Source organism: Acinetobacter sp. ANC 5378, from assembly GCF_013004315.1.
GTDB lineage: Bacteria > Pseudomonadota > Gammaproteobacteria > Pseudomonadales > Moraxellaceae > Acinetobacter.
On the sequence record NZ_JABERK010000050.1, the window covers coordinates 1 to 15,075 of the forward strand.

17 protein-coding genes are annotated in these 15,075 nt (G+C 39.7%); 5 read left to right on the forward strand and 12 right to left on the reverse strand.

Annotated elements, in window-relative coordinates:
- Positions 1 to 441 precede the first annotated feature (441 nt).
- The 4 genes from HLH16_RS10845 to ftsY form a co-directional block, all read right to left on the reverse strand.
- The gene (locus HLH16_RS10845) at positions 442 to 1,092 is read right to left on the reverse strand and encodes a DUF2057 family protein (protein ID WP_171529342.1); all 651 of its coding nucleotides are present in this window, start codon (positions 1,090 to 1,092) and stop codon (positions 442 to 444) included.
- Between the two features lie 211 nt (positions 1,093 to 1,303).
- On the reverse strand, positions 1,304 to 1,897 hold the full coding sequence (locus tag HLH16_RS10850; protein WP_171529343.1) for a nitroreductase family protein: 594 nt from the start codon (positions 1,895 to 1,897) through the stop codon (positions 1,304 to 1,306).
- Positions 1,898 to 2,092: 195 nt separating this feature from the next.
- The gene (locus HLH16_RS10855; protein ID WP_171529344.1) at positions 2,093 to 2,779 is read right to left on the reverse strand and encodes a nitroreductase family protein; all 687 of its coding nucleotides are present in this window, start codon (positions 2,777 to 2,779) and stop codon (positions 2,093 to 2,095) included.
- A gap of 175 nt (positions 2,780 to 2,954) precedes the next feature.
- Positions 2,955 to 4,058, reverse strand: a complete 1,104-nt coding sequence (gene ftsY, locus HLH16_RS10860; RefSeq protein ID WP_171529345.1) for a signal recognition particle-docking protein FtsY — start codon at positions 4,056 to 4,058, stop codon at positions 2,955 to 2,957.
- 232 nt (positions 4,059 to 4,290) lie between these two features.
- On the opposite strand from ftsY, the gene HLH16_RS10865 reads away from it, so the two are divergent.
- Together HLH16_RS10865 and HLH16_RS10870 are read left to right on the forward strand one after the other, a co-directional pair.
- Positions 4,291 to 5,622 carry a M16 family metallopeptidase gene (locus HLH16_RS10865; protein WP_250850271.1) on the forward strand — a complete coding sequence of 444 codons (1,332 nt, stop codon included), beginning with the start codon at positions 4,291 to 4,293 and terminating at the stop codon, positions 5,620 to 5,622.
- Between the two features lie 11 nt (positions 5,623 to 5,633).
- Positions 5,634 to 7,217: an insulinase family protein gene (locus HLH16_RS10870; RefSeq protein ID WP_171529347.1), complete on the forward strand. Its 1,584-nt coding sequence runs from the start codon at positions 5,634 to 5,636 to the stop codon at positions 7,215 to 7,217.
- Here HLH16_RS10870 and HLH16_RS10875 read toward each other — a convergent pair.
- Both HLH16_RS10875 and HLH16_RS10880 read right to left on the reverse strand, forming a co-directional pair.
- Positions 7,144 to 7,464 carry a hypothetical protein gene (locus tag HLH16_RS10875; protein WP_131290987.1) on the reverse strand — a complete coding sequence of 107 codons (321 nt, stop codon included), beginning with the start codon at positions 7,462 to 7,464 and terminating at the stop codon, positions 7,144 to 7,146. The two genes, HLH16_RS10870 and HLH16_RS10875, sit on opposite strands and share 74 nt — an antisense overlap.
- A gap of 106 nt (positions 7,465 to 7,570) precedes the next feature.
- On the reverse strand, positions 7,571 to 7,930 hold the full coding sequence (locus HLH16_RS10880) for a hypothetical protein (RefSeq protein ID WP_131290989.1): 360 nt from the start codon (positions 7,928 to 7,930) through the stop codon (positions 7,571 to 7,573).
- Between the two features lie 224 nt (positions 7,931 to 8,154).
- On the opposite strand from HLH16_RS10880, the gene HLH16_RS10885 reads away from it, so the two are divergent.
- From HLH16_RS10885 to HLH16_RS10895, 3 genes are all read left to right on the forward strand, one after another.
- The gene (locus tag HLH16_RS10885) at positions 8,155 to 8,388 is read left to right on the forward strand and encodes an SEL1-like repeat protein (RefSeq protein ID WP_067724773.1); all 234 of its coding nucleotides are present in this window, start codon (positions 8,155 to 8,157) and stop codon (positions 8,386 to 8,388) included.
- Between the two features lie 138 nt (positions 8,389 to 8,526).
- Positions 8,527 to 8,901: a DUF2750 domain-containing protein gene (locus HLH16_RS10890; RefSeq protein WP_131290991.1), complete on the forward strand. Its 375-nt coding sequence runs from the start codon at positions 8,527 to 8,529 to the stop codon at positions 8,899 to 8,901.
- Between the two features lie 132 nt (positions 8,902 to 9,033).
- On the forward strand, positions 9,034 to 9,465 hold the full coding sequence (locus tag HLH16_RS10895) for a CBS domain-containing protein (RefSeq protein WP_171529348.1): 432 nt from the start codon (positions 9,034 to 9,036) through the stop codon (positions 9,463 to 9,465).
- A gap of 94 nt (positions 9,466 to 9,559) precedes the next feature.
- On the opposite strand, the gene trpB is transcribed toward HLH16_RS10895, so the two are convergent.
- From trpB to HLH16_RS10925, 6 genes are all read right to left on the reverse strand, one after another.
- A complete protein-coding gene (trpB, locus tag HLH16_RS10900) occupies positions 9,560 to 10,768 on the reverse strand; it encodes a tryptophan synthase subunit beta (RefSeq protein WP_171529349.1) in 1,209 nt (402 codons plus the stop codon).
- 46 nt (positions 10,769 to 10,814) lie between these two features.
- Positions 10,815 to 12,002, reverse strand: a complete 1,188-nt coding sequence (locus HLH16_RS10905) for a vWA domain-containing protein (protein ID WP_171529350.1) — start codon at positions 12,000 to 12,002, stop codon at positions 10,815 to 10,817.
- Between the two features lie 12 nt (positions 12,003 to 12,014).
- Positions 12,015 to 12,866: an AAA family ATPase gene (locus HLH16_RS10910; protein WP_086193380.1), complete on the reverse strand. Its 852-nt coding sequence runs from the start codon at positions 12,864 to 12,866 to the stop codon at positions 12,015 to 12,017.
- Positions 12,867 to 12,887: 21 nt separating this feature from the next.
- Positions 12,888 to 13,271: a hypothetical protein gene (locus HLH16_RS10915; protein WP_171529351.1), complete on the reverse strand. Its 384-nt coding sequence runs from the start codon at positions 13,269 to 13,271 to the stop codon at positions 12,888 to 12,890.
- Positions 13,272 to 13,292: 21 nt separating this feature from the next.
- Entirely contained in the window at positions 13,293 to 13,601 is a 309-nt protein-coding gene (locus HLH16_RS10920) for a YcgL domain-containing protein (RefSeq protein ID WP_171529388.1), read from the reverse strand.
- A gap of 128 nt (positions 13,602 to 13,729) precedes the next feature.
- Positions 13,730 to 14,872, reverse strand: coding sequence for a ribonuclease D (locus HLH16_RS10925; protein WP_171529352.1), 1,143 nt, complete (start codon positions 14,870 to 14,872; stop codon positions 13,730 to 13,732).
- Positions 14,873 to 15,075 lie beyond the last annotated feature (203 nt).

Consider the following 15,075-nt stretch of genomic DNA (forward strand, 5'->3'; position numbering starts at 1 on the left):
ACAAATATTTCTCAAATAAACTTCGAGTAATTTTTACCATCAATCAATGAAAATAATTTCGATCGATCAACCAGTAAAAATCCACACAAGTTGTTCTTCATAATCTCTTAATGATCTTCTTGCTCTTCGTCAGAGACAAGTCACTCAACGCTATAAACTTAACAACTCAGCGCTTCGCGCTTCGTTCGTTTCCGTCTATCTCGTCGGGATGCAGCGTATTCTATACAGTTTCTAAATGCGCGCAACCCCTATTTATCAAAATAACCTTAAAATAGAACTGACTGTTTATTTTTTAATCCAAAATGCTGTTTTTCTCACTTTTTAAGTCTGTTTCTACTATTTCTTATCTATAAAAAACCAATTTCCATGTCACAACTACACATACAATAAAAAGAAAACCCCGCCTAAGCGGGTTTTTCTTTAAATGAGTTACTTTATGAATTAGTTCGCTTGTTCAGCCAACCAGCTCATAAATTTTTGACGTTCTGCTTTATTCGACTTTTGCCAAAGCTGAATCAGTTGCTGATCTGCGGAATGAATAGAATTAACAGTTGCGCCAGAATTTAAGCTGGTTGTCTGTGCATAAATAGCAGCAGGTTGATTAACAGGTGCCGATTTTTTTTGGGTTAAGTCTGTGGCTTTTGCAAAGATACCTTGCCCTAACCAAGGTTTTTGTTCTGTGTTTGCACCGGTTTGTTGAACCAGTAGTTGTTTATTTTTATCAACCAAAGCAACGATAGGTTGTTCAGCATATTTTTTTGCAGCCTCAAAACTTGCTGGTGCATTTACTAAATCTAATCGGTAATTTTCACCATCTTTTAGAAATGGCGTTTTTAAGGTCACCACACCAGACTTCACAATGTCGTGTTCACCATTCAGGTGTTCAAAATATTGGGTGTAACGCACACTAATACTACTTTCACCTGCATCGACTTTATATTGATTATTCGCTGAGCGGAATAATCCTGTATTAACTTCCTGATCATTTACCGCAACAATTTTGATTTCTTCAGGTGCTGTAATCGTGACCGCCGAAAATGCCGCACCACTGATCATTAATGCAGCTGCTGCAAAAGTTAATCTTAAAGCCATTCTGCTTTCTCTTCTTTCATTGTTAAAATTCAGTTGCACTATGCAATGTATAAATGACGATTTTATGACAAAGCCATTTTCAATACACCAGCATCTTCAAGACTTTGTTGAGATAAGCTTTTCAACTTCATAGATATAAACTTTTAAGATTTTTTGAGCTATAAAAAAGAGCGTTCAATAACGCTCTTTTTGCCTTTAAGTAAAGAAATGCTTAGTTAAATGTCTTAAAACGTAGTTTATCATCCATAAAGGTTTTTTCTCCGGCAGGTGCTTCAATTGCACCGAACACCAACTGAGCACGTAATTTCCAGTTTTTAGGAATGTCAAAAGTTTTGGTAACTTCCTCATCAATTACAGGATGATAGTGCTGCAATGAAGCCCCTATATGGTGTTCCGCCAATGCTGTCCATACGGCAAACTGTGCAATACCACTTGAATGCTCTGACCATGCCGGGAAATGATCTGCATATAATGAAAACTGCTCTTGCAACGATTTGACCACATCTTGATCTTCAAAAAATAAAATGGTGCCATAACCTGCTGCAAAACTGTTAATTTTTGCATCGGTCTTTTCAAAGGCATCTTGTGGCACCATTTTACGTAGTGTTTCACGTACGATATTCCAGAATTTGGTATGTGATTCACCATATAGAGTAACAATACGTGAGGTTTGTGAATTAAAAGCAGATGGGCTGTTACGAACCGCTTCTTTGATGATTTCTTCGATTTTTTCTTGTGCCAGTGGAACATTTTTACTAATTGAGTAAATGGTACGGCGTTGTTTCATTTGATCTAGAAATGACATGGGATAACCCCTTTTTTTGTTAAACATTATTAGAATGAACTTATCTTATGTTAATTCCATGATGAGTACATGACTAAAAAAGTGACATTGTGTTTTATTTATAAAACAATTTGATGAAGTACTTTTTTGAGTTTTATGCCTATTTAAAACAGAAAAAGCACCTACGACAGGTGCTTTATTTGTTCATAGCATCGATTAGACCAATATTCTAAATCGATCGCCATCTTGTGGATCATGTTTAAGCTCAGCATCTTGTTCAATTGAACCAAAAACCAGCTGCGCTCGAAGCAACCACGATGCGTCTATATTAAAATAGTCAGCAACTACTGCATCTATACTCGGGTTATAGTGTTGCAGGCAAGCGCCGATCCCCGAATCAGCTAAAGCCGTCCATACTGCATATTGTGCCATGCCTGAAGTCTGTTCTGACCAAACCGGAAAATCCCCCGCATTGAAAGGGATTTTCTTTTGTAATCGCTGAATGGTTTGCTGATCCTCATAAAAAAGAACCGTACCAAAACCTGCGGCACATTGGTCTATCTTCATCTCTGTGCCTGCAAAAACATGCACCGCAACCAATTTTCGTTGTACTTCTTTGACAATGTCCCAAAATTTTTCATGAGACTCACCAAATAGCACCACAATTCGTGAACTTTGAGAATTTAAGGCCGATGGACAACTTCGTACAGCTTCCTGAATCAATTCTGCCAAATAGGCTTGACTATAATGAACCTTCTTCCCAAGCACATAGATGCTGCGACGTTTTTTCAAATGATCAACAAAAGTTAATTCGTGTATTTCTTCTGCAGCTCTTTTTTTAAGCTTAAAATCTTTAGTAATATCTGACTTCAGGACATGACCAATTTTTTCTAACAATGCCACAGCAGTACTCCCCCAATAATACGAATGCCCAAGCTTTTAATGTCTGTTGATTCTAGTCGTTTCCAGAGGACTTCTTTGAATAAGTTATTTTTAGATGTTGTTTTTTAAATCAAACAATTAGCTTAAAAACAACAAACTCCGCACTTGGCGGAGTTTGTGTGAAACATCAGGCATTTTACTTTTCTGTTTCAAATAATGCTGCAACAAACGATTTTGCCGAAAACGGACGTAAATCGTCGATTTTTTCACCCACACCAATAAAACGAATCGGTACATGGGTACGACTGGCAATGTTAAACAGCACACCACCCTTTGCCGTACCATCAAGCTTGGTAATGGTAAGTCCGGTTAGGCCAACCGCCTCATCAAACATTTCGACTTGATTAATCGCATTTTGACCTGTACCGGCATCCACCACCAACATGATTTCATGCGGTGCAGTTGCGTCAATTTTTTGCATCACGCGTTTAACTTTGGTGAGCTCTTGCATCAAGTGACTTTTATTATGTAAACGTCCCGCAGTATCGGCAATAAGAACATCAACACCTTTGGCACGCGCACTTTCAAAGGCATCAAAAATCACCGAGGCAGAATCTGCACCATGACCTTGTGCAACCACTGCAATATTATTACGTTCACCCCAAATTTGAAGCTGTTCTGTTGCTGCAGCACGGAAGGTATCGCCTGCTGCCAGCATCACTTTCTTGCCTTCACCTTGTAAGCGTTTTGCCAGTTTGCCAATGGTTGTGGTTTTGCCCACACCATTGACACCCACCACCAAAATAACAAATGGCGCTTTATTTGGGTCAATATGCAAAGGCTTGACACGTGGAGCCAAAATCGCCACCAGCTCTTCCTGCAAAGCTTTATACAATGAATGTGAATAGATCAAATCGCCACGTGTGGTACGTTCAGTTAAATTGGCAATAATGGTTTTAGTCGCATCTACACCGATATCTGCAACCAGTAATTGCTCTTCAACTTCCTCCAATAATTCATCATCGATTTCTTTACCACCGATCAGAATATTCACCATGCCATCAGCAAGGTTTTTACGGGTTTTGGTTAAGCCCACTTTCATGCGGCTAAAAAAGCCACCTTTAGATGCATCATCTTGCTCAGTTTCTGTGGCTACAGGCGCAGAAACACTTGCTTGTTCTTGTTTTGGAGCTTCAACAATAGGTACATTTACCGCAGGTAAATTCGGTAAAGTGACATCGTCATCCCCGATATCAGCATCAATCAAAAATTTATTTTGCCCATTAGATTGCTGTTGCATGCCGAATCCTTGAAAAGCATTGCGTTGAAAAACAAGGATTCTAGCATAGATTTCCGTTGCAATCCCCAGTAGACGTACAACACACCAAAAACGAACAACTCCACCTTGCTTTCAAACAGGAATTTCTTAAAAATAATCATAAATACAATTAATCACTTTGGTAAATATTGTGCTCAAAATTTACGTCTCACTTTTTCCAAAGCGGTCTTTTTTTAAGAAACACATTTTACTCATGGGCTTTGCCTTACTCTCAATGCAAAGCGGATGGGTTTATGCCGAGACACGGAGTGAGTTAGCACGCAGCACCTTTGAAACTACGCTTAAAAATGGCTTAAAAGTGATTATTCGCGAAGACCATCGCTCCCCCATGGTCATGACGCAAATCTGGTATGGCGTGGGAAGTAGTGATGAATCTGGAAATTTGCTGGGCATTTCCCATGTACTTGAACATATGATGTTTAAAGGCACAAATAAAGTTCCCAATGATGAATTTACCCGTTTAAGTCGTATTTATGGGGGGAGTATCAATGCTTCAACCTTTACCAATTACACCAATTATTACCAGCTCTATCCTAAAACTTATTTCCCCATGGCTTTAGAGCTTGAATCGGATCGCATGAGTAATTTACTGTTGCGGCAGCAAGATTTCGATCCAGAAATTAAAGTGGTGATGGAAGAACGGCGCTTGCGCACTGATGACAATCCGAGATCGCTTGCATTTGAACGATTTAAATGGATTGCTTATCCCACCAGTCACTATCGACAACCCGTCATTGGGCACATGAAAAATCTTCAAAACATTCAGCTTGAAGATGTAAAAAAATGGTATCGCGACTGGTATACCCCGAATAATGCCATATTGATTATTGTCGGCGATGTTGATTCTGAAAATGCCTTGCTGCAAGTACAAAAATATTTTGGTGACATTCCCGCCAGAAAAACACCGCCCAGAAATGACGTATTGGAGTTTGACCGCATTGGTTACCGTCACATGGAACTCAACCTGCCTGTGCAAGTACCCAATTTATATATGGCATGGAATGTACCTTCACTGGTCACGGCTAAAAACCCCAAAGATGCTTATGCACTGACGATTATTAAAAGTTTGTTGGATAGTGGTATTTCTTCACGACTGCAAGACCGACTCGTCCGTGACCAGAAAATTTTGACTGCAATCAGTGTTTCTTATGATCCCTATAGTCGTGGAGACAGCTTATTGAGCATTTCCACATTACCTACGGATGGCGTGAGTTTACTAGATGCTGAAAAAGCCATTCAAAGTGAAATTGATTTATTAAAAACCGAACTGATTAAACCCGAAGAGGTTGAACGCGTGACGGCTAAATTCGTTTCCAATTTAGTCTATAGCCAAGATGATGTTGCCGGACAAGCCAAAATGATCGGCAACTTAGAAATCAACGGCTTAAGTTTTCGCTTGATGGATGAACTGCCAAAGCATTTTGAAACGGTCACTCCCCAAGATATTCAACGCGTGGCAAATATTTATTTTAGCCGTGACAATCTCAGCACTTTATATCTTTCTCCCGAAAATAAAGCACAATAACGGAATTTTACATGTTGAAGCTACGCCCTATTATTTTACTCAGTTCTATTGTTGCGGCTCAATCTACAATTGCGGATGTGGACTTAAATAGTATTAGCGATGACAATCCGACCCATTTAATCTCGATTCCCCTTTTACAAAGTTTAAAAATCAATAATAAACAATTTCAATTGCGCACCCCTTATGTTCATGAGCTGAAAAACCGCTATAAAGTCCGCACCCTGTTTGTAGAATCACCAGATCTTCCCATGATCGATATTCAACTGACCTTTAATGCAGGTGCAGCACGGGATGAAGAGATCGCTCCAGGTTTGTATGGTATTGCCAATATGGCGGCAAAGCTGATTGATGAAGGCACAGAAAAATATACCGCAAACGAAATTGCCAGTGCTTTTGAACGCGTGGGTGCCAAATTTAATGCGCAAGCTTATCGGGACATGTTCGTTGTAAAATTAAGGGTGCTATCTGACCCTAAAAAACTTGAACCAGCTTTAGGCATGATGATGGAAGTTTTAAATCATTCGACGTTTAAAAAATCGAGTATTGATTTGGTCTTAAGCAATACTCAGGTGGGTCAGAAGCAAATCCAGGAAAGCCCAAGCCGGATGATGAATGTTCAGTTTTATCGTGTTTTGTATGGAAAGCACCCCTATGCAGAACCGATTACCGGAACACAACGCAGCATTAGTAAAATAACCCCAGTACAGCTGAAACAATTTAGTGATCAATTTCTGGTGGCACAAAATCTGAATATCGCCATTACTGGTCAACTTAATGCAAAACAAGCACTACAACTTTCTGAACGCATTGCTGGCAATTTAAAACAGGGTGAAAAAGCCAAACCACTGGCGCAACCACTCGACAAATCGGCTTTTGATATTCTCCACCTGACCTTTAATTCTAGCCAAGCGCATGTGATAATGGGACATTTAGGCACTACGCGATTTGATCCAGATCGTTTAGCTTTAGAAGTTGCCAACCAAATGTTTGGTGGTAGTGGCTTTAACTCTGTCTTGATGAAAGAGCTGCGGGTGAAACGAGGTTATACCTATGGGGCTTATAGTTCTTTTTCATTTAGCCAAGTTCCCGGCACTTTTAGTTTTAGTTACTCAACCCGACAAGACCAGCTACTCGACAGTATTCAAGTTGCTCATCAGGCTCTAGTCAATTTTGTACAGCAACCGATTGATCAAAAACAGCTGGAAGAAACCAAAGTCGGTATGTTACGGGCTTTTCCAAATAATTATAGTAGCAATGCCAATATTAATGCACAGTTAGGTTCAATGGGATTTTACAACCAAGCGGCTGATTATTTGAATCAATACCCACAATTATTAGAGAAAATGACTGCGCAAGATGTACAAAATGCAATCCGGAAACATCTGCATCCTGAACGCTTAACCCTGATTGTGGTCAATGACAAATTAGATAAACAGGCTTTGCAAGCAACCCTCAAGCAAAATCTGCTTCCACATGAACCTACGCTTCCTTCGCCTTCAATAGAACAAATGCCTAAAACGATTATTGCTCCGCCTGCAAAGGAGGTAATTGATGTGCCCGGGTCATTTCCAACTGATGCGCCTGCATCAATTTAAAGTATTGACCGTAAGGAACCTGATGCTGCTGCATCAGGTGCAAGGCCATTTCTTGAGTATCCGGATAATTGGCTTGGGATGAAAGTTTCACAATATTTTCAAATTGTGTAACTGAAATTGGTCGATGCAGGGCAATAAAAGCAAGGATTAATATAATGGCGATAATCGTAACAATGAGCACGTTATAAACATTTTCAAGTTTTATTTCAGATTTTAATTGAACAATTTTTTCTATAGCAATATGCATAACCTACCTCGAACTCAAGGTAGTGTATGGCGCGGTAAAAATAAGTACAAGCAGATTTGCTCAATTTCAAAGCACTTGTGGCAGAAATTGAGCAATCATCAATTGCTTATCCTATGACGTTTCTGATCACTGCAAAGTAAAGTACCAACGCAATAATCCCTAAAACCAGCGCAATGGCAAAAACCCCGACCCCTCTTTCCGAATCAACTGGATGTAGTTCATCATCATCCGCGACACGCTTTAACTCGCCATTATAAACATCATAAAACTCTTCACGTTGTTGTGGATCCAGCTGACGGGTAAAATCATAAACTCTTTTGCGCTGAGCCAGACAAAAATTACCCAGATGAATTTCCTGATGAAAAATTGCTTCGTCTAAATTTTTGCGATGTTGATGAGCAAGCTCAATAATTTGAGCTTCTGTTGGAGGCAAATCAAAATTCAAACCATCTAATGTTTTTGTCATGTTATTCTCCTTATACTTAACAGTTTCCGTACATCCATATTAATAAAAAATCATTTTGTGCATTGTTTAATCATGTAAACTTGAATTAACAAGAATTACCCACATATATTGTTTGACAATTTAGGTTTAATGTAATATTAATTTAATAATACCAAGTTAAATTAGTATCAAGACGAGCTTAAAAGTCTTACACTAGCAATCATAATTACAATAAGGAGTTTAATATGATTCAACAACTCTCTCATCAAGACTTAGAACATGCATATGCAGATGCAGTAAACACCATTCAATCTCAAATGAATTTTGCAGATGCGGTTCAAAAATTGGAAGAAGTCGCTCGTGCTGGGCATGGTAAAGCAGCATTATTTTTAGCAGAACTTTATTATCAAGGTTTTCGTGTAGAACGAGACTCGCTAAAAGCACAATACTGGCAGAATTTAGCCACAATGCAAGCTTAACAAAACGTCACTAAGGTGGCGTTTTTTAATGCCTATTGTTTTTAAATACATATTTTCTTACATTGTTTCTCAAAGCTTACACTGAACTTTCATCTGAATTTCCTACAATAGCTCCCGAAGTCACTAGATGCTTTTGGTATGAATCAAATTAAATCTTTACACCTTATTCCTAAAGACTTGTTCTTTAAAATCACCCTTTTAAAGTCAATGATGTACTGCGGTGTACTCTGGGGTTTATATCATCAACAAGGCTGGGCAATGATGTCGGACCAGGAGGACTTCATTTTTCCCTTTTGGCTCAACAGTATTCAAGCACACAACTATGCCAAGCTACATTGGCCAGATTATACTCCCCGTAAAATTACCCCTAAGGATTTTCAAGAATCCTTACTGCCGACATTAACGCGTTTAAAAGTTACGCCTGCTTTATGTAATTCTTCAAGTCGAAAATTTAAATTGACCACTCAACAAATGCGTCACTTCTTTTTCTCTGAATCTTTGCAACCTGCTTAGGCAGTTATGCAAACGGTTCAAGCGAAATACAGAGAAATGTAAAATTAAGTTTCTGAATTGAAAAGTGTTTGCATTTTTCTGATTTCGCGCTAAGTTTAATATCAAAGAATAAACACCAAAGGACGATAATAAATGACCAATGTAGCACAAGTTATTCAGGACAAAATTGAACAAACTATTTTTACCATTAGTCCAGAAGCAACTGTACTTGAAGCAATTTCACTTATGGCAGATAAAGGCATTGGCGCACTGGTAGTGACTGAGCAAGAGAAAGTAGTCGGTATTCTGTCTGAACGTGATTACATGCGTAAAGTCACGCTGATGGAACGTAGGTCTGAAGAAACTACGGTCAGTGAAATTATGACTGCAAAAGTATTAACAGTTACCAAATCAACCAGTGTTGAAGATTGCTTAGGTCTCATGACAGATCGCCATTTACGTCATCTTCCTGTGGTTGAAAATGATAAACTTATTGGCTTGATTTCAATTGGTGACTTGGTCAAAGCCGTCATGGAAGATCAGCGCAAATTGATTGATCAACTCCAACAATATATTGCCAGTTAACCTTTTAAACCCAATAAAAAAACCTCTCGTTTCGAGAGGTTTTTTTATGTTCCGGCTAGAACTTAACAGTTAGCTTTAAAAATGGACGTATTTTCTAGTTCAAACCCAATTTTTCCGCAACATAATCAGAATCTTTATCACCACGACCGGATAAGTTCACCACAATTTTCACATCTTTGGCCATTTTTGGTGCTTCACGTATCGCCCATGCTACGGCATGTGAGCTTTCTAGTGCAGGAACAATACCTTCTACACGCGACAATGTCATAAAGGCATCTAGGCATTCCTGATCGGTCGCGGTTGAGTATTCCACACGCCCCAAATCTTTCAAGAAACTGTGCTGTGGACCTACACCCGGATAATCCAGACCAGAAGCAATTGAATGGACCGGCAATGGTTCGCCTTGTTCATCTTCAAGCACGTAACACGCCATACCATGCAATTGACTTGGTTTACCCAAGGTCAAGGTTGCGGAGTGCATAGTGGTATCCAGACCATGTCCTGCAGGCTCAACCCCAACAAGCTTTACATCTGGTTCATTTAAAAATGCGGTGAAAGCCCCCATCGCATTTGAACCACCGCCCACACAAGCCACAATATAATCTGGATTCGAACCGAAACAATCATGGGTTTGAACTTTAATTTCATCACCAATAATAGCCTGAAAATCACGCACCATTTTCGGGAATGGATGTGGACCGACCACCGAACCAATCGCATAAATAAAATTTTTCGGATCTTTGAGATATTCTTCAAACGCACTGTCTACCGCATCTTTTAAGGTTGCAGTGCCACGCGTGACAGAAATAAGGGTGGCGCCCAAAATTTTCATTTTCACGACATTCGGATGTTCTTTTTCAATATCCACTTGTCCCATGTGAATTTCACATGGAATACCGACCAAAGCACATGCTGTAGCCAAAGCCACCCCATGCTGTCCTGCACCCGTTTCTGCAATGACTTTCTTCTTACCCATATATTTGGCAAGCAAAGCTTCGCCTAAACAGTGGTTAATTTTATGTGCACCGGTGTGGTTTAAATCTTCACGTTTCAGGTAGATTTGCGCTCCACCCAATTGATCAGACAAACGTTTGGCATGAAACAGTGGGCTTGGACGACCGACATAATTGGCAAACAAATCTGCCAATTCATTTTGAAATTCTGCAGTATGACGAATTTTCTCATACGCCACATTGATCTCATCCATCGCTTCTTTTAAATGAGGTGGGATAAATTGACCGCCGTATTGTCCAAAGAAACCTTCTTCATTGGGTAATGGGATACCATTAATTTGATGAGTCATTTTACTATTCCTTCATTTAAAACGAACGCGTTGAGTTTTATTATGCCTAGCGAGCTAAATATTTTGTCATATCTTCCACACCTTTCAAGGTCATTGGATACATATGATCTTCAAAAATCTGCTTAATTTGACCAATGGTATGCGTGTAATGCCAATAACGGTCTTCTTCAGGATTCAGCCATGCGGTTTTTTCAAAATGCTGACGTAAACGCTGCAACCAGACATTGCCCGCTTCATCATTCATATATTCCACCGAACCGCCTACAGAACTCAGCTCATAAGGTGCCATACTGGCATCCCCAACGACAATTACACGATAGTCGCGCCCATAGGTATTGAATAAATCCCAGGTGTTCATACGCGTGTTAGAACGACGAATATTGTCCTTCCATACATAATCGTACAGACAATTATGGAAATAAAAATACTCTAAAGTCTTAAATTCTGTTTTGGCAGCACTGAATAGTTTTTCACATTGGGCAATGTGTGAATCCATTGACCCACCGACATCAAATAACATCAGCACTTTAATACGGTTACGTCGTTCTGGCACCAGTTGTACATCTAGAATGCCCTGCTTTGCCGTTTCACGAATCGTACCATTAATGTCCAGTTCTTCAGCAGCACCTTGACGGGCAAATTTACGCAAACGGCGTAATGCCATTTGCATTTGGCGTGTTCCTAAAATCTGTTCGTCATCGAGGTTTTGATATTTACGCTGTTCCCAGACTTTGACGGCAGAACGTTTACGTCCCGGCCCGCCAATGCGCACACCTTCAGGATGATCACCATAAGCACCGAATGGCGAGGTGCCACCGGTACCGATCATCTTGTTACCGCCCTGATGCTTCTTGTGCTGTTCACGCAGACGCTCTTCCAGCATCTTCATCAGTTCTTCAAGTGAACCGGCTTTTTTGAGTTCTTCGCGCTGCTCTGGTGTGAGATGCTTTTCGATCAGCTCAAGATCAAACCAGTCTTTCGGCAATTTATGCACTTGATTGAGCAAATCATCCAGATCAAAAGTTGAGATGCCATCAAAGTAATCTTTCATGGCACGGTCAAACTTATCAAAGAAACGCTCATCTTTGACCATGACGGTTTTTGCAAGTTGGTAGAACTCATCCTGATCGGCAAAAACCAGACCTGAAGCAACTGCTTCATTCAGGTCAATCAGTTCACGTGTTGAAACCGGTACGCCGTATTTTCTTAAGGTATAAAACAATCGCACAAACATGGCGATGTCTCCTTAACGACGCGACATAAAGGCTAAACGTTCAAGCAACTGCACATCTTGCTCGTTTTTAATCAGCGCACCATACAGTGGTGGAATGGCTTTCGATTTGTCATGGTTACGCAAGATATCTTCAGGCATATCATCTGCCATCAATAAGCTTAACCAGTCAATCAATTCAGAGGTTGATGGTGGTTTCTTTAAACCTGGGATCTGGCGAAGCTTGAAGAAAACCTGCAAGGCTTCATTCACCAAAGCTGATGAAACCTGCGGAAAATGCACATCGATAATCTCGCGCATGGTCGCTTCATCAGGGAATTCAATATAATGGAAGAAACAACGGCGCAAGAATGCATCCGGTAATTCTTTTTCATTGTTTGAAGTGATAATCACGATCGGACGATGCGTCGCAGTGATGGTTTCCCCGGTTTCATAAACAAAGAACGACATTTTATCCAGTTCATGCAATAAGTCGTTTGGAAACTCAATGTCTGCCTTGTCAATTTCATCAATCAACAATACACAGCGTTGTTCACGGGTGAATGCTTCCCACAATTTCCCAGGTTTAATGTAGTTCTTAATGTCATAAACACGATCATCGCCCAATTGGCTATCACGCAACCGTGATACGGCATCGTATTCATATAAACCTTGCTGTGCTTTAGTGGTTGACTTGATATGCCAGGTAATCAGTTCAAGCCCCAAACTTTCAGCGACTTGTTCTGCAAGTAAAGTTTTACCTGTACCCGGCTCACCTTTAACCAAAAGTGGTTTTTGCAATGCACGTGCAGCTTTAACAGCAAGTTTTAAACTATCAGTCGCAATGTACTGATCTGTACCAGAAAATTGTTGAGTATCCACAGACATGATTTAACCTTATTGTTTTACTTAAAGCGGTGAACTATTTTTGTTGACTACAAATTTTGCTTTGTTGGCTGTGTATCTTGTCCATAAATAGCCAACCACTAAACCCAGCCCGATCACAAATAAAATGAGAGAGGCATTTGACCAGACCAAAGCAGTTTCTTTGGTTAAAATGCCAAATAACAAGCCAAAAATTGCTGGGGCGATGGACGCATTATTTCCTTCAGACACCGTAGGCGTCAGTAAAATCGCAAATCCAATGATCCACGTGATTCCGCCCAAAGGTTTAGGCAAGCGTTTTGCAATCGCATACCATGCCCAAAGAATAATAATGCTGCCTAATATATAAACCGTGACAGCGATGCTGTCTTCAGGAATTGAATCTAGTAGTGAAAGAAAACTATTCATCGTGCAACTCCTGAATCGACTTTAGGCACCGCGCAACCCTTCTGGGGCAGCTTGATTAGGATTGATTAAACCTTCTGGTGGCACTTGAATAAAGAAGCCTTTAGTCTGAATGGAGTCAATCACATGCAACACATTTACCCGTGCCAATTTACGGCTTTCAGATAGCTCTAAATCCATGACAAAAGTCGCACGACCAAATGCAACACGCATCGGTTCTGGCAAAATTTCAAGTGGACTCGCTGCTTCAGCTTCGTTTTCAGTTGGCTCAGGACGGGCAATGTAAAGATACATTTCATCTTTTTTGCTGGATTTGAAAATTGAACAATGCATAGTTGAAACAGTACTCATAAAACTTAGCTCAAGCATACAGCAAAAAAAAGACGGATACATTAGTGATTATTAACGCATCAGTCTTGATTTTGTATAAACGATAATTCTTTAATCAATCTGTTTAAAAATTATTCCATCACCTTCATTTGGGTGGACAGATATTGTTCGTCAGCATGCAAAACATCAATCAGCGGCTTGGTTAACAGCTCATAGCGCCAACCTAAAAGATAAGCCGGTAAATCCTGTTCGTCATTATGAAATACCACATGCTGATACAGTGCATTCAGCCATTTTTTACGCATCAGCACTTCTTTCGGCACTGTAGTTTCTTCTACTACAGCCTGAATGACTTTATCGACTTTTTCACCAATATCTTTAGATGAATGACGAATTGGACGTGCCATACGCAATGGCCATTCCGCCTGCTCAGGCAAGAATTTCAACAAATCTAAAATAGTCTTCCCATGATCGCGCACGATATTTTGACGAATATCTTTAATGCTGGATAACTGGAAAGGATTACGGGGATTTTTTTCAACCAAATCAATCATGGTTGAACTTTTCAGAATAAAGCTGCGTGGATAATTCAGCGCTTTAACCATCTGTTCACGCCACACAGCCAGTTGTTGTAACTGCATCAGTTGACGGCGTGAATGACGATAATTACCAATATCATGGTAGAGCAAATCTAATGGAGTTTCTTGACCAATTTCATGGGTCAAATGACGACAATCTTCGAGTGCAAAATCGAGCAAATATTTTTCAGTTAATTCATGCTGAATTTTATTGGATAAATTCATCAAATAAAGCACATCATTCGCAGCATAACTTAGCTGTTCGGGGCTAAGCGGACGTGCCAACCAGTCAGATCGCGTTTGACCTTTATCAATATCGACATCCAGCATGTGCTTTAATGCATTTTGATAGCTCATCTGTAGCCCATGGCCTAAAAAGGACATGCCAACCTGAGTATCAAAAACGTTGCTTAGGCTTTTTTGCTGTGCATAGTGATAGATTAAATCGATATCTTCACTACAGGCATGAAAGACATTCTGATGTGCTTGAAATAATTTTTGCCAAAATGCAGACAAATCCAAACTTGTCCCATCGAGCAAAAAGACTTGACCTGCGACATTGATCTGAAATACACCCAATTTAGGCCACAGGGTATCCACTTTGATGAATTCTGTGTCTAATCCATAAATGGATGTCTGACCCATCAAATGCAAAATATTATCTAAGTCTTTTTGTTGCTGAATGAACTGAAACATATTACCGAGTCTAAAATCAGATTCTCTTGAAAAGCATATTAACCGATATATAACATTTAGATATAACAAATTTTACATCTAGTACGCATATTCACTCTATTTTTAGTAGTTAAATCAAAAAATAGTGAGTTTTTATATATTTTTTGTATAAGTTTAAACTTAATTTAGACAGATAAAATTCAAATTTAAACTCATCAAATCAT